At 66.9% G+C, this 18899-nt stretch carries 19 protein-coding genes; 8 read left to right on the top strand and 11 right to left on the bottom strand.

What is annotated here, in order from left to right:
• The first annotated feature begins 99 nt into the window (after positions 1–99).
• The 7 genes from DDT93_RS01740 to DDT93_RS01710 all read left to right on the top strand — a co-directional run bounded on the left by DDT93_RS01740 (position 100) and on the right by DDT93_RS01710 (position 7090).
• Positions 100–1287 carry a phosphoglycerate kinase gene (locus tag DDT93_RS01740; RefSeq protein WP_109464734.1) on the top strand — a complete coding sequence of 396 codons (1188 nt, stop codon included), beginning with the start codon at positions 100–102 and terminating at the stop codon, positions 1285–1287.
• A 110-nt stretch (positions 1288–1397) separates the two neighbouring features.
• Entirely contained in the window at positions 1398–2291 is an 894-nt protein-coding gene (locus DDT93_RS01735; protein ID WP_109464063.1) for a fructose bisphosphate aldolase, read from the top strand.
• A gap of 198 nt (positions 2292–2489) precedes the next feature.
• Positions 2490–2789: an FtsB family cell division protein gene (locus DDT93_RS01730; protein ID WP_109464062.1), complete on the top strand. Its 300-nt coding sequence runs from the start codon at positions 2490–2492 to the stop codon at positions 2787–2789.
• Between the two features lie 114 nt (positions 2790–2903).
• Positions 2904–3917, top strand: a complete 1014-nt coding sequence (gene pdhA, locus DDT93_RS01725; RefSeq protein WP_109464733.1) for a pyruvate dehydrogenase (acetyl-transferring) E1 component subunit alpha — start codon at positions 2904–2906, stop codon at positions 3915–3917.
• A 1-nt stretch (position 3918) separates the two neighbouring features.
• Positions 3919–5304: a pyruvate dehydrogenase complex E1 component subunit beta gene (locus tag DDT93_RS01720; RefSeq protein WP_109464061.1), complete on the top strand. Its 1386-nt coding sequence runs from the start codon at positions 3919–3921 to the stop codon at positions 5302–5304.
• A gap of 12 nt (positions 5305–5316) precedes the next feature.
• Positions 5317–6645, top strand: coding sequence for a pyruvate dehydrogenase complex dihydrolipoamide acetyltransferase (locus tag DDT93_RS01715; protein ID WP_109464060.1), 1329 nt, complete (start codon positions 5317–5319; stop codon positions 6643–6645).
• A gap of 112 nt (positions 6646–6757) precedes the next feature.
• Positions 6758–7090, top strand: coding sequence for a carboxymuconolactone decarboxylase family protein (locus tag DDT93_RS01710; protein ID WP_109464059.1), 333 nt, complete (start codon positions 6758–6760; stop codon positions 7088–7090).
• A gap of 19 nt (positions 7091–7109) precedes the next feature.
• Here DDT93_RS01710 and DDT93_RS01705 read toward each other — a convergent pair whose 3' ends face one another.
• Positions 7110–7676: a hypothetical protein gene (locus DDT93_RS01705; protein ID WP_109464058.1), complete on the bottom strand. Its 567-nt coding sequence runs from the start codon at positions 7674–7676 to the stop codon at positions 7110–7112.
• Between the two features lie 272 nt (positions 7677–7948).
• Between DDT93_RS01705 and DDT93_RS01700 the strand changes: the two genes are divergently transcribed.
• Positions 7949–9136 carry an MFS transporter gene (locus DDT93_RS01700; RefSeq protein WP_109464057.1) on the top strand — a complete coding sequence of 396 codons (1188 nt, stop codon included), beginning with the start codon at positions 7949–7951 and terminating at the stop codon, positions 9134–9136.
• Positions 9137–9215: 79 nt separating this feature from the next.
• On the opposite strand, the gene DDT93_RS01695 is transcribed toward DDT93_RS01700, so the two are convergent.
• From DDT93_RS01695 to DDT93_RS01650, 10 genes are all read right to left on the bottom strand, one after another.
• Positions 9216–9479: a YjhX family toxin gene (locus DDT93_RS01695; protein WP_109464056.1), complete on the bottom strand. Its 264-nt coding sequence runs from the start codon at positions 9477–9479 to the stop codon at positions 9216–9218.
• A gap of 289 nt (positions 9480–9768) precedes the next feature.
• Positions 9769–10587: a serine O-acetyltransferase gene (cysE, locus tag DDT93_RS01690; protein WP_109464055.1), complete on the bottom strand. Its 819-nt coding sequence runs from the start codon at positions 10585–10587 to the stop codon at positions 9769–9771.
• A 119-nt stretch (positions 10588–10706) separates the two neighbouring features.
• Entirely contained in the window at positions 10707–10994 is a 288-nt protein-coding gene (locus DDT93_RS01685) for a DUF7742 family protein (RefSeq protein ID WP_232825347.1), read from the bottom strand.
• Positions 10994–13324, bottom strand: coding sequence for a baseplate multidomain protein megatron (locus tag DDT93_RS01680; RefSeq protein ID WP_269800942.1), 2331 nt, complete (start codon positions 13322–13324; stop codon positions 10994–10996). The genes DDT93_RS01685 and DDT93_RS01680 overlap by 1 nt, the downstream gene beginning before the upstream one ends.
• Positions 13325–13376: 52 nt before the next feature.
• Positions 13377–13721 carry a hypothetical protein gene (locus tag DDT93_RS01675; protein WP_109464052.1) on the bottom strand — a complete coding sequence of 115 codons (345 nt, stop codon included), beginning with the start codon at positions 13719–13721 and terminating at the stop codon, positions 13377–13379.
• A gap of 221 nt (positions 13722–13942) precedes the next feature.
• Complete coding sequence (gene mltG / locus DDT93_RS01670; RefSeq protein WP_109464051.1) at positions 13943–15097, bottom strand: endolytic transglycosylase MltG; 1155 nt, start codon at positions 15095–15097, stop codon at positions 13943–13945.
• Positions 15097–16356, bottom strand: a complete 1260-nt coding sequence (gene fabF / locus DDT93_RS01665; protein ID WP_109464050.1) for a beta-ketoacyl-ACP synthase II — start codon at positions 16354–16356, stop codon at positions 15097–15099. Before fabF ends, mltG begins: the two co-directional genes overlap by 1 nt.
• A gap of 111 nt (positions 16357–16467) precedes the next feature.
• The gene (locus DDT93_RS01660) at positions 16468–17403 is read right to left on the bottom strand and encodes an arginase family protein (protein ID WP_109464049.1); all 936 of its coding nucleotides are present in this window, start codon (positions 17401–17403) and stop codon (positions 16468–16470) included.
• A gap of 3 nt (positions 17404–17406) precedes the next feature.
• Positions 17407–18150 (bottom strand): 1-(5-phosphoribosyl)-5-[(5-phosphoribosylamino)methylideneamino]imidazole-4-carboxamide isomerase, encoded by a 744-nt coding sequence (locus DDT93_RS01655; protein WP_109464048.1) that lies wholly within the window; start codon positions 18148–18150, stop codon positions 17407–17409.
• A gap of 105 nt (positions 18151–18255) precedes the next feature.
• Positions 18256–18795, bottom strand: a complete 540-nt coding sequence (locus DDT93_RS01650) for a GNAT family N-acetyltransferase (protein WP_109464047.1) — start codon at positions 18793–18795, stop codon at positions 18256–18258.
• Positions 18796–18899 lie beyond the last annotated feature (104 nt).

Raw genomic sequence — 18899 nt, 5'->3', positions numbered from 1 at the left:
GATACCTAAGCCCCGCACCGCCGATTGCCAAGTGAGGCATTGACCCAAGGTGCAAATGCAGGAAAAACCCCGCTGAAAGCCGGATACAAGGGAATGAAGATGCGCTGGAATACGCTGGACGACATGGACCTCGCGGGAAAACGCGTTCTGGTGCGCGTGGACATCAACGTGCCCGTCGAGAACGGGCAGGTCACCGACGATACCCGCATCCGGCGCATCGTGCCGACGATCGAGGATATCCTCGCCAAGGGCGGCAAGCCGATCCTGATCGCGCATTTTGGCCGGCCCAAGGGCAAGGTGGTGCTGGACCTTTCGCTGCGCGTGACGCTCAAGGCGCTGGAAGCGGCGCTGGGGCGCAAGGTGGCCTTTGACGAAACGCTGGAGGCGGCCGAGTCCCAGACCGACGAACAGCGCGCCGCCGACGTGATCCTGCTGGAGAACATCCGCTTTCATCCCGGCGAGGAGAAGAACGACCCCGAGTTTGCCAAGCGTCTTGCCGCGCTCGGCGATGTCTATTGCAACGACGCCTTCTCGGCCGCGCACCGGGCCCATGCCTCGACCGAGGCGCTGGCGCGGCTGCTGCCCTCCTGTGCCGGACGGCTGATGCAGGCCGAACTGGAGGCGCTGGAGGCCGCGCTCGGTGCGCCCGAGCGTCCGGTGGTGGCGGTGGTCGGAGGCGCCAAGGTCTCGACCAAGCTGGACCTGCTGGGCAACCTCGTCGAGAAGGTCGACATGCTGGTGATCGGTGGCGGCATGGCCAACACCTTCCTTGCGGCCGAGGGCATCGACGTGGGCAAGTCGCTGTGCGAGCACGAGATGGCCGAGACCGCGCGTGCCATTGCCAAGAAGGCCGGTGAGGCCGGGTGCGAGCTGCTGCTGCCGATGGATGCCGTGGTGGCCCGCGAGTTCAAGGCGGGTGCGGAGAACGAGGTCGTGGTGGCGGAGAACGTGCCTGCCGACGCGATGATCCTCGACGCCGGGCCGGAATCGGTCGCGCATATCCTGCAGGCCTTTGGCAAGGCCAAGACGCTGATCTGGAATGGCCCGCTGGGCGCTTTCGAGATCGACCCCTTCGACGCGGCGACCAATGCTGCCGCCAAGGCAGCTGCCGAGCTGACCCGCGCGGGCAAGCTGGTGAGCGTGGCCGGTGGCGGGGATACCGTTGCCGCGCTGAACAAGTCGGGCGCGGCGGAGGATTTCACCTATATCTCCACCGCCGGTGGCGCGTTCCTCGAGTGGATGGAAGGCAAAATCCTGCCGGGCGTCGCTGCTCTGGAAACGGCGTAAGGCTTGTTAGCGCCATCAACATTGAAACGTTACCGGGCTTTGCCTAAGACCCTGTAAACCTTAATGTCCGGCGGCCGTGCGCGCCGCTCAGATCAGCGAGTTGACAGATCATGGCGAATACCGATCAGACGGAAAAAATGACCTCGGGCAAAGGCTTTATCGCCGCTCTGGACCAGAGCGGCGGGTCCACGCCCAAGGCCCTGCGCCTCTACGGCGTCGAAGAAAGCGCCTATGGGTCGGAAGACGAGATGTTCGATCTGATCCACGCGATGCGCAGCCGGATCATCACCTCGCCCGCCTTTACCGGCGACCGCGTGGTCGGTGCGATCCTGTTCGAACAGACCATGGACCGCGCGATCGACGGCATTCCGACCGCGACCTACCTGTGGGAGAAATGCGGTGTCGTTCCCTTCCTGAAGATCGACAAGGGCCTGGCCGATGAAGCCGACGGCGTGAAGCTGATGAAGCCGATCCCGGGGCTCGACGCGCTGCTGAGCCGTGCCCGCGCAGCCGGGATCTTCGGGACCAAGGAGCGCTCGGTGATCGATGCCGCCGACGAGAGCGGCATCCGCGCCATCGTCGACCAGCAGTTCGACCTGGCCGAGCAGGTGATCTCGCACGACCTGATGCCCATCGTGGAACCCGAGGTGACCATCAGCATCAGCGACAAGAAGGAAGCCGAAGGTATCCTGCTGGAGCAGATCACCCGCCGCCTCGCCACCCTGCCGGAAGGCAAGCAGGTGATGCTCAAGCTGACGCTTCCCGAGGTCGCCAACCACTACAAGCCGCTGGTGGACGATGACCGCGTGATGCGCGTGGTCGCGCTGTCGGGCGGCTACAGCCGCGACGAGGCCAACGAGCGCCTGTCGCAGAACGCGGGCATGATCGCCTCCTTCTCGCGCGCGCTGACCGAAGGGCTGACCGCCGGGCAGAACGACGACGACTTCAACAAGGTGATCGACGCCACCATCCAGAGCATCTACGACGCCTCGGTCGCCGGCTGAGGACACCTCCGGGGCACGGCGTCTCCCGACGCCCTGCCCCGCACCGTCCGTGGCGCGCGTTTCGCGCCCGGACCCGGCGGAAAAGCCCCGATCCAAGCCTGTAACACGTTGTTTACAAACAACGGGGATTCACAAGGCGAATCACCTGTGCCATAGTGCCTGAAAGCGTCCACAGAGTGCGCATGCGAGGCAGTTGCTTTGACCCGTTCGTCCCGGCCAAATTTCGGTGGCCTTCTCTTTTTCGCGCTGGCCTTCGCGCTGAGCATCTACTTCACCTTCGCGGCCGTGCAGGGCAACTACGGGCTGTTCCGCCGTGTCGAGATCACGGCCGAGGCGGACCGGCTGAGCCATGACCTCGACGGGCTGGAAGAGCAGATCGCGACGATGGAGAACCTGACCCACCGCCTGTCGGACGACTTCCTCGATCTCGACCTTCTGGACCAGCAGGCGCGCGACGTTCTCGGGCTGTTGCGCTCGGACGAAATCGTCATCCACTAGGCAGAAGACAGCCCCCAGAGGGTGCGTCGCGGAAAGCTCTCGCCAGCCGCGCGATAATCCTTTACAAGGTAGTTTAACGCTAAACTATCTTTGGAGAAGGGGGAGATCTCGCGCATGGCCACCCGGAAAACCACAAAGAAACCAAACGTTTCCGCGGAAGAGCTGCTGAGCTACTACCGCGACATGTTGCTGATACGGCGATTCGAAGAGAAAGCCGGACAGCTTTACGGAATGGGTCTGATCGGCGGGTTCTGCCATCTCTACATCGGCCAGGAAGCCGTTGTCGTCGGGCTTGAAGCGGCGACCAAGGACGGCGACAAGCGGGTCACCTCCTACCGCGATCACGGCCACATGCTGGCCTGCGGGATGGACCCCAACGGCGTGATGGCCGAACTGACCGGGCGCGAGGGCGGCTACTCCAAGGGCAAGGGCGGCTCCATGCACATGTTCTCGAAAGAGAAGCATTTCTATGGTGGCCACGGGATCGTCGGTGCGCAGGTGCCGATCGGCGCGGGCCTTGCCTTCTCGGACAAGTACAAGGGCAACGACAACGTCACCTTTACCTATTTCGGCGACGGTGCGGCGAACCAGGGCCAGGTAGCCGAGACCTACAACATGGCGCAGCTCTGGGATCTGCCGGTCGTGTTCGTGATCGAGAACAACCAGTACGCCATGGGCACCAGCGTCAAGCGCGCGACCAAGAGCCCCGACTTCTGGGAACGCGGCGCAGCCTATGGCATTGCCGGTGAGGCCGTCGACGGGATGGACGTGCTGGCGGTCAAGGAAGCGGGCGAGAAGGCCGTGGCGCACTGCCGCGCGGGCAAGGGCCCCTACATCCTCGAAGTGATGACCTATCGCTATCGCGGGCACTCCATGTCGGACCCGGCCAAGTACCGGACCCGCGAGGAGGTGCAGAAGATGCGCGAGGAACGCGATCCCATCGAACAGGTGCGCGGCCTGCTGCTGACCGGCGATCACGCCACCGAGGATCAGCTGAAAGAGATCGACAAGGAGATCAAGACCATCGTCAACGCCTCTGCCGATTTCGCGAAGGAGAGCCCGGAACCGGCGCTCGACGAGCTGTGGACCGACATTTACGCCGCCGAGATCCCGCAGGAGGTGAACTGAGATGGCAACCCAAATTCTGATGCCCGCCCTCTCGCCCACGATGGAAGAAGGCACGCTGGCCAAGTGGCTGGTGAAGGAAGGCGACACCGTTTCGTCCGGTGACATCCTGGCCGAGATCGAAACCGACAAGGCGACGATGGAATTTGAAGCGGTCGACGAGGGTATCGTCGGCAAGATCCTCATCGCCGAGGGCACCGAGGGCGTGAAGGTGAATACGCCCATCGCCGTGCTGGTCGAGGAAGGCGAGAGCGCGGATGACGTCGCCACCGCTCCGGCCGAAGCCCCGGCCGCCGAGCCGGAGCCCAGCGTTGCAGTTAGTGCGAGCCAGCCGGCTGGAGGCCCCGGGGCGAGCCCGGGACGGGTTGCGGCGAAGGCGCTCGAACCCGACTGGCCCGAGGGCACGCCGATGAAGGAGCAGACCGTGCGCGAGGCGCTGCGGGATGCGATGGCGGAAGAGATGCGCCGCGACGGCGACGTCTACCTGATGGGCGAGGAAGTCGCCGAGTACCAGGGCGCCTACAAGATCAGCCAGGGCCTGCTGGACGAATTCGGGTCCAAGCGCGTGATCGACACGCCGATCACCGAGCACGGCTTTGCCGGTCTTGCCGTGGGTGCGGCCTTTGGCGGGCTCAAGCCGATCGTCGAGTTCATGACCTTCAACTTCGCCATGCAGGCGATTGACCACATCATCAACTCGGCAGCCAAGACGCTTTACATGTCGGGTGGCCAGATGGGCGCACCGATGGTGTTCCGTGGCCCGAACGGTGCGGCCGCCCGCGTGGGGGCGCAGCACAGCCAGGACTACGCGGCGTGGTACATGCAGATCCCCGGCCTGAAGGTGGCGATGCCCTACAGCGCATCGGACGCCAAGGGCCTGCTGAAATCGGCGATCCGCGATCCGAACCCGGTGATCTTCCTCGAGAACGAGATCCTTTATGGCCGCGCCTTCGAGGTGCCTGCCATGGACGATTACACCGTTCCCTTCGGCAAGGCCCGCATCTGGCGTGAGGGCACCGACGTGACCATCGTCAGCTTCGGCATCGGGATGCAGTACGCGCTCGAAGCCGCCGACAAGCTGGCCGAGGACGGGATCAGCGCCGAGGTGATCGACCTGCGCACCCTGCGCCCGATGGACACCGACACCATCCTTCAATCGGTGATGAAGACCAACCGCTGCGTCACCGTCGAGGAAGGCTGGCCGCAGGGGTCTGTCGGCAGCTACATTTCCTCGGTGATCATGCAACAGGCGTTCGACTATCTCGACGCGCCGGTGATCAACTGCACGGGCAAGGACGTTCCGATGCCCTACGCGGCGAACCTCGAAAAGCTGGCGCTGGTGACCACCGCAGAGGTGATCGAGGCGGTCAAGCAAGTGACCTATCGGTAAGGAGGGAGCGAGATGCCAACAGAAATCCTGATGCCGGCCCTGTCTCCGACCATGGAGGAAGGCACGCTGGCCAAGTGGCTGGTCAAGGAGGGCGACACCGTCTCCTCCGGCGACCTGCTGGCCGAGATCGAGACCGACAAGGCGACGATGGAGTTCGAAGCGGTCGACGAGGGCGTCGTCGGCAAGATCCTCGTGGCCGAGGGCACCGAGGGCGTGAAGGTGAACACCCCCATCGCCGTGCTGCTGGCCGATGGCGAGAGTGCGGATGATATCGGGTCTACCCCGGCACCCATGGCTGCCTCCGCCCCGGCCCCAGAGCCAGCGCCGGAGTCCGCAAGCGCTTCGGGAGGTCCCGGCGCTTCGGCCGGGACGAAGGCTGCTCCCCCGGCACCGGGCAAGGACGGCGAGCGCATCTTCGCCTCGCCACTGGCACGCCGGATTGCTGCCGACAAGGGCATCGACCTTGCCGCCGTCAAGGGCTCCGGCCCGCGCGGGCGGATCGTGAAGGCAGACGTGGAAAGCGCCAAGCCGGGTGCGGCCCCTGCCCCGGCAGCCGCCGCAGCCCCTGCGACCGCCGGTTCGGCCCCGGCTGCTGCGCCGCTGGCCGCTGGCCCCTCTGCCGACGCGGTCATCAAGATGTACCAGGGCCGCGACTTTGAAGAGGTCAAGCTGGACGGGATGCGCAAGACCATCGCCGCGCGTCTGACCGAGGCCAAGCAGTCGATCCCCCACTTCTACCTGCGCCGAGACATCAAGCTCGATGCGCTGATGAAGTTCCGGGCCGACCTGAACAAGCAGCTCGAAGGCCGTGGCGTGAAGCTCTCGGTCAACGACTTCATCATCAAGGCCTGCGCGCTGGCGCTGCAGGCCGTGCCGGACGCCAACGCGGTCTGGGCCGGTGACCGGATGCTGAAGCTGAAGCCGTCGGACGTGGCCGTCGCCGTCGCCATCGAGGGCGGGCTGTTCACGCCGGTGCTGAAGGATGCCGAGCTGAAATCGCTCTCGGCGCTGTCCGCCGAGATGAAAGACCTCGCCACCCGCGCCCGTGACCGCAAGCTTGCGCCGCACGAGTACCAGGGCGGGTCGTTTGCGATCTCGAACCTCGGGATGTTCGGCATCGACAACTTCGACGCGGTGATCAACCCGCCGCACGGCGCGATCCTTGCCGTGGGCGCCGGGGTCAAGAAGCCGGTCGTCGGCAAGGATGGCGAGATTGCCGTGGCCACGGTCATGTCGGTGACGCTGTCGGTCGATCACCGGGTGATCGACGGGGCGCTCGGCGCGCAGCTGTTGCAGGCGATTGTCGAGAACCTCGAAAACCCGATGGTCATGCTGGCCTGAGGTCAGGGCACATCGCGCCGGTTTGATCTGGCGCAAGGTTCATGGGGAAACGCCGGGCTATCTGTCCGGCGTTTCGCATTCCAATAGCGGAATACAACCGTAAGAGGCCACCATGAACTGGAAAGACGAACTCTCGACCTCCGGCGCCAACATCAAGACCTTCCGGCAGAGCCAGCCCGACACCGGCGCGGGGTTCACCGCCCTGCATGACGCCGCGATGGCGCCCGGCGCGGTTGGCGTGAAGGAGAAGGAACTGATCGCGCTGGCCATCGGCATCGCCAAGCAGTGCATCGACTGCATCGGATTCCACATGAAGGCCGCGTTGCGTGCGGGCGCGACGCGCGAAGAGATTGCCGAGACGATCTCGGTCGCGGTGATGATGGGCGGCGGCCCGGCCCTGATGTACGGGGCCAAGGCGATGGAAGCCTACGATCAGCTGAGCTGATCCATCGGGCGGGGCGCGGTCAGAGGCGTCCGCTGGCCGCGCGCTGCGCCGGGATGGGGTCCGCCGGGGTGATCCGGGACGCGATCAGGTCACGCAGGCCCTGCAGGTGGGCGGTGATCCGGGCCCTGGTGGCGGCGGTCACGACGCCGCGCAGCCAGACCGCCTCGAGCGGTCCGGGTGCGGTCAGGGCCGCCAGCAGCGCCTCGTTGTCGCCGCGCTGGAGGGGGGAAAGGGGCAGCGCCGCTGCCTGGTGCAGCAGGACCAGCCATTCGTGCAGGGTTCTGGCGTCGCGGAAGACCTCGATGCCGAGGCGCAGGGCCGCGCCCTCGCCCGCCAGCCCGTCGCCCCCCAGGCACTCCTGCGAGACCCGCTGGCCCGCGCCGTAGCAGGTGAAGCCGATGCAGCCCCGGTAGCCCCGGCGCGCGCGCGAGGCGTGGATGGCGCAGCGGTCGTCGCGGTTCAGGTGGTGACAGCGCTCGCCCGCTTCCTTGTCGGCGGCAAAGGAGGGACCACGGTCGAAGGCCAGCGCGATGCAGCAGAGCCCGGCGCAGCTGGCGCAGTCGTCCTGAAGGTGGTCCGGCAGCATCAGGCTCTCCTCCCGCAGGGTGATCGGGCCCCGGGTGCCGGGCGCCACGCGTTCGCGGTGACCCGTCCCGGCAGAAATGTGCAGGGCGGGATGTGCCGAGGCTAGGGCGCGGCCCGGCGATCCGTCAATCCGTTCCGCACATCTATGCGCCCAAGTCATGCCGCCCTTGTGCCCGGGCCCATTGTGGTTGCGCTCACATTAGGTAAAGCTGGCGATGCTGCACTGCGGAATCCCTCCCCCTCGTGCGGCCCCCGACATGCTGGAGCAGATCCATGACCTTTAACGACCGCCAGGCGCGCCTGACGATCCTGTCGCTTGCAATTGGCGCGTTCGCCATTGGTGTTTCCGAGTTCGCCTCCATGGGATTGCTGCCCTACTACGCCGCCGATCTCGGCGTCAGCGAGCCTTTTGCCGGGCACGCGGTGAGCGCCTATGCAGTGGGCGTGGTTATCGGCGCGCCGGTTCTTGCCGTGCTCGGGGCCTTTCTGAACCGCAAGCTGCTGTTGGTGCTGCTGGTCGCCTTCTACGGGGTGGCGAACCTTGTCTCGGCGCTGGCGGGCAGCATCGAGATGCTGATCGCGGCACGGTTTCTCTCCGGTCTGCCCCACGGGGCCTTCCTCGGGGTGTCGATGCTCTTTGCCGCCGAGCTGTCGCCCGGGCGGAGCAGCGCCACGGCGGTGGCCAAGGTGCTGACCGGCCTGACCATCGCCAACGTGATCGGCGTGCCGGCGGCGGGCGCCATCGGGCAGGTCTTTGGCTGGCGCTGGGGCTTTGCCATCGTGACGGTGGTCACCATCCTGTCGGGCGCGATGATCTCGCGCTTTGCCCCCTCGGTGCCGCGCAACATGGCGATCAACCCGCTGAGCGAACTCAGCGCGCTGGCCAACCGGGCCGTACTGCTGACCCTTGCCGTCAGCGCGGTCGGCTTCGGTGCGGTCTTTGCCGTCTACGCCTATCTCTCCGCCGCGATGCTCGACTCTGCCGCGGGCCCCGTCTGGAGCATTCCGCTGGCGCTGTCGGCCTTTGGCGTGGGGGCGACCATCGGGAACTTCCTTGCCGGGCGGCTGGCCACGTGGTCGCATTTCGGCGCCACGCTGGTTCTGCTGGCGGGCATGGGCGTGTCGGCCCTGTTCTACTCGGCCGTGATCGGGGACTGGGTGCTGATGACCCTCGCGATCTTTGCCCTCGGCCTGACCGCCGGACTGGTGATCCCGCTGCAGATGCGGCTGATGGATGTGGCGGGCAATGCCCAGACCATGGCCGCCGCGATGAACCATGCCGCCTTTAACGCGGCCAACGCCCTCGGGCCCTTCCTTGCCGGGCTGGCACTGTCGGCGGGCTATGGCTGGGCCTCGACCGGGATCGTCGGCGCGACGCTGGCGGCGGGGGGGATTGCCGTGCTGGCCATCGCATGGCTCGACGCCCAGCGCGGGCGCGGTGCCCTTGGCGCGAGCGCCTGAGACCGCCGAAACCCTTCTGGATGCTGATCAGGGGCCGCAGTGTTGCGGCCCCTTTTCGTTGCGTTGTCCGGTCCTGCGCCTAGGAGGTGCGGTTGTCCGGCTGTGCCCTGACAGCCCGGCGCCCGATCGCGGAAATGCGGTAGGGGCTCGAGTTGCGGGATTCGATCAGGCGCTTGCGCCGCAATCGTGAAACGAGGTCCGGCGTGCAGCCGTCGAGGATTGCCCCGTCATGGGTAAAGCAGGCCGTTTCGAGCAGTTTGCCATTGGACCCACGGGTGAAGCGTATGAGCCCACCCTGCGCCAGCACGTGCAGCACGCGCTGTTCGGTCTTCGAGATATTCATGATGTTGCCTGTCCGTAGAACACACGTCGTCAGGCGACAGGCGATCAAACGCCCCGCCCGGTCGTGATCGCCCCGGTGCTCCGGCGGCGATCAGTGTCTTGCGACAAGCTCCAACATCAACAATTCCGGCAAGTAATCCTTGGAATGCGGCCCGGATAGGACCGGAGGGCAACCCGGTCAAGGCCGCCCTGCCCGCCCCGGCCAAGAGCGGGCAAAAGCGATACAGGGGTGCAACATGAAACGGGCGGCCGAGTGGGCCGCCCGTTCGAAATGGGATGAGGCGTCAGCCTCAGTCCGAGCAGTTACAGCCGGTCAGCTTCTGATCCATGTTGATCGACGGCTGGTCGCAGCCTGCATCGCCCACGATCTTGGCCGGGACGCCCGCCACGGTCTTGCAGGGCGGCACCTCGTTCAGCACCACCGAACCGGCGGCGATGCGCGAGCGGTCGCCCACACGGATGTTGCCGAGCACCTTGGCCCCGGCGCCGATGAGGACGCCATCGCCGATCTTGGGGTGACGGTCCTGGTCTTCCTTGCCGGTCCCGCCGAGGGTAACCGAGTGGAGCATCGAGACGTTGTCGCCCACCACGGCGGTTTCGCCGATGACGATGGAATGGGCGTGGTCGATCATCAGGCCCTTGCCGATACGGGCGTTGGGGTGGATGTCGACGCCGAAGATCTCGGAGATCCGCATCTGGAAGAAATAGGCGAGGTCATGCTGGCCGTTCTTCCAGAGCCAGTGCGCGACGCGGTAGCCCTGCGTGGCCTGATAGCCCTTGAAGTAGAGGATCGGCTGAAGCAGGCGATGGCAGGCCGGGTCGCGGTCGTAGATCGCGACGAGGTCGGTGCGGGCCGCCTCGAGAATACCGGGATCATCGGCAAAGGCCTGGTCCGCGATCTCGCGCAGGATGGTCATCGACATCTCGTTCGACGAGAGCTTGGCCGAAATCCGGTAGGAAATCGCGCGCTCCAGCGACTTGTGATGGAGGATACAGGCGTGGATCAGCCCGCCCATCAGCGGCTCGTCGCGGACGGCCTGTTCGGCTTCGGCGGTGATGCGGTCCCAGACCGGATCGACCGCGGCAAGTTTGGTGCGGGGCGTTGGCATGTGTCTCCGTCCTTTGCTGCCTGGAGCTTAGCATAGGCATTTAGGAGACCGAACCCCAAACGCAAAGGCGTGATGTGCCACATTCGGGATCGTAATGGGTGATCGCGTCGCTTTCCGGCTCAGCGGGTGACGCCGAGCCGCCCGAGGCAAGTCAGCACCTCGACCCAGCAGGCTACGTAGTCGGCGCAGTCAAAGCCGGGCTCCGGCGCCATCGGCTGCTTGTGCGCGGCCCCCATCAGCGAACCGTTGCCCCAGTCCGGGTGCAGCCTGCCGGTGCGGCGCACGTGACGGTCGGCGAGCCGCGCTTCGGTGACCAGCCGCTCTGCCAGATCAGTGCGCTCGCCCGCCGGGACGGCCAGCAGCGCGCGGGCGGCCGAGGCAATGTCGCCGTGGTAGAGCGGCCGCATCACGCGGGGACCTCGGCCGAGGTGAAGGGACCGGGACCGAAACGGGCCGAGATCTGGGCAACCTCGATGATTGCTTCCGGGCCGAGACCGTCGGCGGTCTGGTCGGCGACCGGGTAGCTCCAGCCCGGTGCGGTCACGCTCTCTTGGCGCAGGATCGTTCCTCCCTCGCGCACCCGGACCAGGTAGAGCTCGCTCTCTTCCCCAAGCGGCACCTCGGACAGGTCCCAGCTGTCGCCGTCGATGCGGGTGCGCCGGATCCAGCTGGCCGCGATGGCACCGCCCGAGGTCCGGGTCAGCACGAGATGCCCGGGCGCGTAGGGGCGCAGGCCGTTGCCGTCGAAGGCCGCGACGATGTGTTCGTAGGAGGGATCGTCGACGCCCCGCCGGGCCGGGCCGATGCGATAGTGCCGGGCGATGCGGCGCTGTGCGCTGGTCAGCTCGATCTGGGCCGGTACGCCGTCCATCAGCACCACCCACGACCCGGCGGGCCATGCGCCGGGCATCACCCCGTCGCTGCCCGCCTGCCCCCGTAGGCGGCCGCGCAACCAGTAGGTGTCGGGCGCGATCAGCTCGGCCTCGCGGAACTGGATCAGTTCCCAGCCCCCCGGTGATCCGTCGCCGATGGCCATGACATTGGCGCCGTTCAGCACCGCCTCGGCCTCGCGGCTTTCGAGGCTGCCGGAGATCAGCCGGACCTGCAGCGCCTCGCCCTCGTCCCAGAGACCGGGCGGCGCGGCAGGCAGGGCGGTTTCGGTCACCCCCACGGTCGCGCGGGCGGCGATGATCGACGACAGGGCGTAGCTGTCGTCGCTGGCCGAGGCATAGAGCGCCACTGTGCCCGGCCAGGGCTGCGCACTGACCGCGAGGTGCGGCGCATGGGGCACCTCGTCGCCGGTCATCAGCGGCAGGTCGAGGAACAGCGGCAGGACCGGCACCGGCGCGGCAAAGGCGCTGAGCGTGACCGCATCCTCCTGCATCTCGGCGGGCGTGTAGAGCGCCGGGTCGATGCGGACGGCTTCGACCAGCCGGGACTCGGTCTGCTCTACGCGGTCGATGCGGTAGAGGGCCCTGCCCGCGCCCCGGTCATCGGGCAGCGCGACGATATCGCCCGCGCCCAGCGCCATCTGCGAGGGCGGCAGGGCAAATCGTGCGGTATCCCGCGCCAGCCGCGACTCGGCCAGCCAGCGTTCGACCACCTGCCGCCCCTCGGCCCGTGTCATGGCGAGGGGGATCTCGCTGGACGAGACGGCATGGGTGCTCTCGTCCGGCAGCACCGCTTCTTCGGCGAGGATGCGGTAGTCGGCCCCGGATTCGACAAAGCGCAGGCGGATGCGCCCGGTGATCTCGGCCTCGGCCGCGCGTTGCCGCTCGACATCGCCCTCCAGTTCGTCGGCGCGGGCCAGCAGATCGCGGTCGAGGGACACCGCGCCGCGCCCGTCGCGCAGCCGGAAGAGCAGGATGCCGTCGCGTTCGATGGCGTCGAAGCCATAGCGCAGCATCAGGGGTTGCAGCGCCGCGCGGGCATCGGCGACGTCCTCGACGAGATAGCCGCGCACCGTGCCGTGTAACTCACTGGCGTCCACCGCAGTCAGACCGGCGCGCGCGCAGATTTCCTCGACCACCGAGCGCAGGGTGCGTGCGCCGACGCGTCCATTCAGCCAGTGGCCGCGCCTGTAGTTCTCGCCGTCGGCCCAGAGCTCGGGCGTACCGGGAAAGGCGGGAAACGGCCGCGTGTCCCATGCCCAGGCATAGGCGTTGGCGAGGTCGATCATCGGGCCGCCGTAGACCTCGGAGAGCGGGTTGTTCTGCGGCACCTCCCAGTGACCCAGCTGGGCCCGCAGATACTGCCCCTGGATCAGGTCGTCGCGCTGGCCGTTGGAGAAGCGTGGCAGCGAGGATTCCGAGGACTTGGGGTCCACGAACTTGTTGGGCTGGTTGGTGCCCTTGTCGACTGCGGGACATCCGAGCTCGTCGACCCAGGCGGCGTCGAACTGCGGCCCGCGCAGACCGTCCGGATCGCTGGCGGAAAACGCCTGCGCCTCGGCCCCGTTCGGCCAGACGAGGCGCCGTTCGCTGGCCCGCCACTGCGGGCGCCGGTCGGGGGGCGAGCAATGCAGGATCCCGCTGTCTCCGCGCACCATGACATCGCGCACCTGATCGTAGGTCTCGCCGACCAGCGCGACGCGCATGGCGCGGCCCGGATCGCCCGGTCGCGCCCCTTCGACCTGATGGCGGACCCATTCTGCCCCGGCGCGGGTCTTGCCCGCACCGCGCCCGCCGATCACCACCCAGCTGCGCCAGTCGCCGGGCGGGGGCAACTGATGGGACATGGCCCAGAACTCGAAGAGAAAGGGCAGCGCCCGCATCTCGCCGTCGCTCAGCTCATTCAGGAAGAGGGTCTGCCTGTGCCGAGGTCCGGAGGCGATCCAGCCGGCTGCGGACCTCTGACCGGGCCCAGTCCAGATCGAGAGCCCCTGCACTTCCGGCGACCCCTTCGGTCTTTTCGAGTTGCTCGACAAGGCTCGCCTCCACTTTCTGACAGGTCCGGATCAGCCCCTCGGCCGCCGCGATCTCGCGACCCACCTGCGCGATGTCGCCGTCCTCCCCGGCCGCGAGGTCACGAAAGAGGGTTTCCGCCTGCTGCCGCACACGGCGCACCGAGCCGTGGAGCGACTCCAGCAGCTCGGTCTTGTCAGCCAGCCGGTCTTCGTCGGATCTTCGGGTCATGACGATGGGGTCCTCTCGCGTGGGCCACGCCCGCCGCAGGGGGAAAAGCAAAACGGTCGCCGGGGGTATCCCGACGACCGTCATTCACTTGTTCCAGTGTGCCTAGACCCATACGCCCCAGCGCGCGCAAAGTCAAGGAAATTTGCGGAAACGCGCCGCCTAACCCACTGATTCGCAACGAAGTTGGTAAACAACCCGTTAACGCGTGCGGCAGAGCGGCGTCAGTTGTTGGCCTTCTCCGCTTCGATCCGACGCCACTTGGCGACATTGCGATTGTGCTCTTCCAGAGTCGACGAGAACGCGTGACCGCCGCTGCCGTCCGCCACGAAGAACACGAAGTCGGTCGCCGCCGGATGCGCTGCTGCCTCGAGGCTGGCCGCGCCCGGGCTGGCAATCGGCGTGGGCGGCAGCCCCTCGATCACATAGGTGTTCCACGGCGTCACGCCGCGCAGCTCGCTCTGGCGCAGGCCACGGCCCAGCACGCCCTGCCCCTTGGTGATCCCGTAGATCACCGTCGGGTCGGTCTGCAGTCGCATGCCCTGCTTGAGACGGTTCACGAAGACGCTGGCGACGTCGCGCCGCTCTTCCGGGATCCCGGTTTCCTTCTCGATGATCGAGGCAAGGATCAGCAGTTCCTGCGCGCTTTCCAGCGGCAGCCCGTCATCACGCGACTCCCAGGCATCGGCGAGGCGCTTGCTCTGCGAGGCGGCCATCTTGTCGAGCAGTTCCTGCCGCGAGGCGCCCTTGATGACCTCGTAGCTGTCCGGGGCCAGGGTCCCCTCGGGCGGCACAGTGGCGATCTCGCCTTCGAGGATCGGCATCTGCTTGAGCCCCTCGACGATCTGCCAGCTGGTCACGCCCTCGGCCAGCGAGATGCGGAACCGGGTGTCGGCCTCGGCGGCCTTCTCGGTGTAGAGTGCCGGGGTTTCGTCCACTGCCGGGTCGAACTCGGCGGTTACGGTGAATTCGTTGGTCGACGGGTCCAGTTCGCGGACCTGCGTCTCGAGGTGGTTTACCCCGACGCGCAGAACGATCTCGGTGCCGCAGGTACTGGCGCCGCTGCGGGTGATCTGGTCAACGATCTCGGACATCGAGGAGTGCGGCTCGATCAGGAAGCTGCCGGCCTTGAGCTGGCTGGACTTCTCAGAATAGTTCGCGCCGATCCGGAAGATCGAAGCGTTGGAGACCGCGCCCTCCTCGGCCAGGTTCAGACTGACCTTACCCATGTTCGAGCCCGACTGGACGCGCAGGCAGATCGCCTCGTCCAGCGGGCCCTCGGCGGTGTACTGGGACTGCCCCCAGAGGATCGCGCCGCCAATCAGGAACAGCCCGACCACCAGGAAGGTAAGCATGTTGGAGGCCAGGCTGCGCCACATCAGCTGGGCTTTCCGAAGATGACGCTGGCGTTAGTGCCGCCAAAGCCGAAGGAGTTCGACAGGGCCACGTCGATCTTGCGCTCGCGCTTGGCGTTGGGCGCCAGATCGACCGGGGTTTCCACCGCCGGGTTGTCGAGGTTGATCGTCGGCGGCGCCACCTGGTCACGGATGGCGAGGATCGAGAAGATCGCCTCGATTGCCCCGGCCGCGCCCAGCAGGTGCCCGGTGGCCGACTTGGTCGACGACATGGTTACATTGCTGGCGTGGTTGCCCAGCAGGCGCTCCACGGCGCCCAGTTCGATGGTGTCGGCCATCGTCGAGGTGCCGTGCGCGTTGATGTAGTCGACCGCAGACGGCTCCAGCCCGGCCGAGCGCAGCGCTGCGCGCATCGAGCGTTCGGCACCGTCGCCATCCTCGGAGGGGGCGGTGATGTGGTAGGCGTCGCCCGACATGCCGTAGCCCAGCACCTCGGCGTAGATCTTGGCGCCACGTGCCTTGGCGTGCTCGTATTCTTCCAGAACGACGATGCCCGCGCCCTCGCCCATGACGAAACCGTCGCGGTCCGCGTCGTAGGGGCGGCTGGCTTTGGTCGGGTCATCGGCACGTTTGGTCGACAGGGCCTTGCAGGCGTTGAAGCCCGCGATGCCGATCTTGCAGATCGCCGCCTCGGCGCCGCCTGCAACCATGACGTCCGCGTCGCCCAGCATGATGATGCGGGCCGCGTCGCCGATGGCGTGCGCGCCGGTCGAGCAGGCCGTGACCACCGAGTGGTTGGGGCCCTTGAAGCCGTACTTGATGCTGACCTGCCCCGAGATCAGGTTGATCAGCGCGCCCGGCACGAAGAAGGGGCTCACCCGGCGGGGGCCCTTTTCTTCCATCATGACGGCGGTGTTGGCGATGGAGTTCAGGCCACCGATGCCCGAGCCGATGAGGACGCCGGTGCGATAGAAGTCCTCGTCGCTCTCGGGCTTCCAGCCGGAGTCCTCGACGGCCTGCTGGGCCGCCGCCACGCCGAACAGGATGAAGGTATCGACCTTGCGCTGTTCCTTCGGCTCCATGTAGGCGTCCGGATTGAAGGTTCCGTCGGCACCGTCGCCGCGCGGCACTTCGCAGGCATAGGTGGTTGCCAGACCTTCCGGATCGAACTGGGTGATCGGGCCAGCGCCCGACTGCCCGTCCAGCAGCCGCGACCAGCTTGCCTCCACCCCGTCTGCCAGCGGTGTGACCAGACCCAATCCCGTTACGACGACTCTGCGCATGAACTGCCCTTCTGCCCGTTAAACTCTGCTTGCGAGTATTCAATTGCGAACCGCTATTACCCTGCACCGGGGGACCGGGGCAAGGGCGCAAGCCGTCTTAACCCAGCACGATCACGCCACCTGTCCCGCAATAATTCCCAAAACCGAGGTCAGAAGCTGTGCCGCGGTCCGTGCGCCGACCCCGTCCCTGTCGTTCGCGGGCATGAACTCGACCATGTCGAAGGCCACGATCCGGCCGCGCGCGGCGGCCCCTCGGATCAGCGTCAGCGCCTGTCCATAGCTCAGCCCGCCGTTCGTCGGCGCGATGACCGCAGGCATGATCGAGGGGTCCAGCGCATCGCAGTCGAAACAGACAACCACCTGCGCGCCCTCCGGGATCAGGTCCAGCGCGGCCTGAAGCCCGCCGGTCTCCAACTCGACCGCGGGCACGATCGTCGCGCCCCAGGCCCGCGCTGCCGCGAGGTCGGCCGGTCCGGCCGAGCCGACACCGCGCGCGCCCACCTGGATGATCCGCTCGACATGCGCCATCTCGCTGGCGCGGCGCATGGTGGAGCTGAGGCCCCAGCGTTCGCCCCCGACATCGTCGCGCCAGTCGATATGGGCGTCGATCTGGAGGATGGTCAGCGGCCCGCGGGGCGCCAGCGCCTCGAGCATGGGAATGGGCAGGGAATCGTCGCCGCCCAGCAGGACCGGCACCGCGTCGGCGTCCACGACCTCGGCAATGGCCTGCCGGATGCGGGCCCGGTTGCCTTCGGCGTTCTGCGCATCGGTGGGCAGGTTGCCCGCGTCGACGACCTGCACCCCCTCGGGGAACATGGAGGTGCCGAGGTCGAAGTTGATCCGCGCCCGGTCGCCCATGTAATCGGCCGAGCCTGCGCGGATGGCGTCGGCCCCGCCCGCGCAGTAGGCGCCGACACTGGCGTAGGGCGTCGCGCAATCGGCGCCGAGGATCACGATGTCACCCTGCCCCGCGTCCGCCGCCTTTGGCAGGCCGAGGAAGGTTTCCGGCGCGCCCGCGCCGCCCAGCAGTTCACTTAGTGTCGTCATGTATCAGATGAATTCCGCAACTTTCTCGGGACCACGGCGCGCCTCGAGCAGTGCCGCGCCCAGTTCCACGGTCTTGCGGAACAACGCGCGCCCGACCAGCGCCCCGGAGATGTTGGGAATGTATTTCAGCCGCGCGATATCGTCCACCGTGCGCACCACGCCGCTGGCGATCACCGGCGTACGCGAATGCGCCGCGAGGCCCGAGATCACGCCGAGCCGACCATCCACCGCGTCGATATCGCTGTCGATATCGGTGATGATGATCGCGGCAAGCGGGACATCCTCGAACTCGGCGATGAAATCCTCGGGGGTGATCGCGCTCTGACGGCGCCAGCCGTCGATCATCACGTGGCCGTTCCAGACATCGAGTGCGAGCACGATCTGGTCAGGGTGGTACTTGGCCAATTGCTTGACGATGTCCGGCTCCTGCGCGGCCAGGGTGCCGATCACGATGCGGCCTGCGCCCTTGTCGATCCACCGCTCCACGCCGTCGCGGCTGCGAAAGCCGCCGCCCAGCTGCACCGGAATGCCCGCCTTGCGGATGATGGTTTCGACCAGTTCCGCGTTGCGTGCGTTGCCGGTGATGCCATCGACATCCGTCAGGTGCATCCACTCGGCCCCGGCCTTGGCAAAGCTCTGGGCCATGCCCACGGGATCGACGTGCCAGATCAGCGGCTCGTCCAGCCGCCCCTTGTCCAGCGAGACGCAGCGGCCGTCCTGAATTTCGATGGTCGGATAGATCAACATGGCCAGGACCTCCCTCTTGTCCATGATCGACGCAGGCGATCATAGCACAGTCGGACGGGCCAATGTTTAAGATTTCGTAACCTTCACCGGCAGTGCTCGCCTGCCCTAGCGGTTGCCCGGTGGGCCATCGCGGCGCAGCAGCACGAGGTCGCCGTCAGGATCGTCGATGCGGCGGATCTCGCGGTAGCCAAGCTGGTCGGCCAGCCTCAGCGACGGGGCATTGCCGCCCGAGATACGCGCCACCAGCTTGCCGGGGATGACCCTGTCGAACCAGTCATGGGCCGCGCGGGCCGCTTCGAGCGCGAACCCGTTGCCCTGCGCTTCGGGGACCAGCAGCCAGCCCGCCTGCGGAAAGCTGTCGAAATCGTCCCCCAGTTCCTGGCTGCCGTAGAAGAACCCGACCTGGCCGATCATCGTCCGGCTTCTCAGGTCGATCACCGCCCATTGGCCAAAGCCCGTCATCTGCCAGTGCCCGGCGTTGCGCAGGAAGGATTCCCAAGCGCGCCTGCGGTCCCAGGGGGCGCCGCCGATGTTGCGGACGACGTCCGGCATCGACCAGATCTCGGCATAGCGGTCGAAGTCCTCGGGCCGCATGCCCCGCAGCGCCAGCCGCGACGTGTTGATGTTCGGGGTGGATCGGATCATTGCGCGCCCGTCCTGTATTCCTGCCTCGGACCAATCTGTGGCAGGCAGGGGTCCCCGGTGGCAAGACCTTGCCGGTGAAAAAAAGAAAAAGCGGCGCCTCCTTG

This window comes from Albibacillus kandeliae (assembly GCF_003116585.1).
Lineage (GTDB): Bacteria > Pseudomonadota > Alphaproteobacteria > Rhodobacterales > Rhodobacteraceae > Albibacillus > Albibacillus kandeliae.
Note: the sequence above shows the minus strand (reverse complement) of the source record. Positions and strands in the feature narration are given on the sequence as shown.

Coding starts and splice junctions, on each gene's coding strand:
- DDT93_RS01680 (WP_269800942.1), bottom strand. CDS start 13,324: ATGTCCCATCAGTTGCCCCCGCCCGGCGACTGGCGCAGCTGGGTGGTG.
- pdhA (WP_109464733.1), top strand. CDS start 2,904: ATGGCCACCCGGAAAACCACAAAGAAACCAAACGTTTCCGCGGAAGAG.
- DDT93_RS01710 (WP_109464059.1), top strand. CDS start 6,758: ATGAACTGGAAAGACGAACTCTCGACCTCCGGCGCCAACATCAAGACC.
- DDT93_RS01700 (WP_109464057.1), top strand. CDS start 7,949: ATGACCTTTAACGACCGCCAGGCGCGCCTGACGATCCTGTCGCTTGCA.
- DDT93_RS01660 (WP_109464049.1), bottom strand. CDS start 17,403: ATGACGACACTAAGTGAACTGCTGGGCGGCGCGGGCGCGCCGGAAACC.
- DDT93_RS01715 (WP_109464060.1), top strand. CDS start 5,317: ATGCCAACAGAAATCCTGATGCCGGCCCTGTCTCCGACCATGGAGGAA.
- DDT93_RS01705 (WP_109464058.1), bottom strand. CDS start 7,676: ATGCTGCCGGACCACCTTCAGGACGACTGCGCCAGCTGCGCCGGGCTC.
- DDT93_RS01685 (WP_232825347.1), bottom strand. CDS start 10,994: ATGCGGCCGCTCTACCACGGCGACATTGCCTCGGCCGCCCGCGCGCTG.
- fabF (WP_109464050.1), bottom strand. CDS start 16,356: ATGCGCAGAGTCGTCGTAACGGGATTGGGTCTGGTCACACCGCTGGCA.
- DDT93_RS01655 (WP_109464048.1), bottom strand. CDS start 18,150: ATGTTGATCTATCCGACCATCGAAATTCAGGACGGCCGCTGCGTCTCG.
- DDT93_RS01675 (WP_109464052.1), bottom strand. CDS start 13,721: ATGACCCGAAGATCCGACGAAGACCGGCTGGCTGACAAGACCGAGCTG.
- cysE (WP_109464055.1), bottom strand. CDS start 10,587: ATGCCAACGCCCCGCACCAAACTTGCCGCGGTCGATCCGGTCTGGGAC.
- DDT93_RS01740 (WP_109464734.1), top strand. CDS start 100: ATGCGCTGGAATACGCTGGACGACATGGACCTCGCGGGAAAACGCGTT.
- DDT93_RS01735 (WP_109464063.1), top strand. CDS start 1,398: ATGGCGAATACCGATCAGACGGAAAAAATGACCTCGGGCAAAGGCTTT.
- DDT93_RS01695 (WP_109464056.1), bottom strand. CDS start 9,479: ATGAATATCTCGAAGACCGAACAGCGCGTGCTGCACGTGCTGGCGCAG.
- DDT93_RS01720 (WP_109464061.1), top strand. CDS start 3,919: ATGGCAACCCAAATTCTGATGCCCGCCCTCTCGCCCACGATGGAAGAA.
- mltG (WP_109464051.1), bottom strand. CDS start 15,097: ATGTGGCGCAGCCTGGCCTCCAACATGCTTACCTTCCTGGTGGTCGGG.
- DDT93_RS01650 (WP_109464047.1), bottom strand. CDS start 18,795: ATGATCCGATCCACCCCGAACATCAACACGTCGCGGCTGGCGCTGCGG.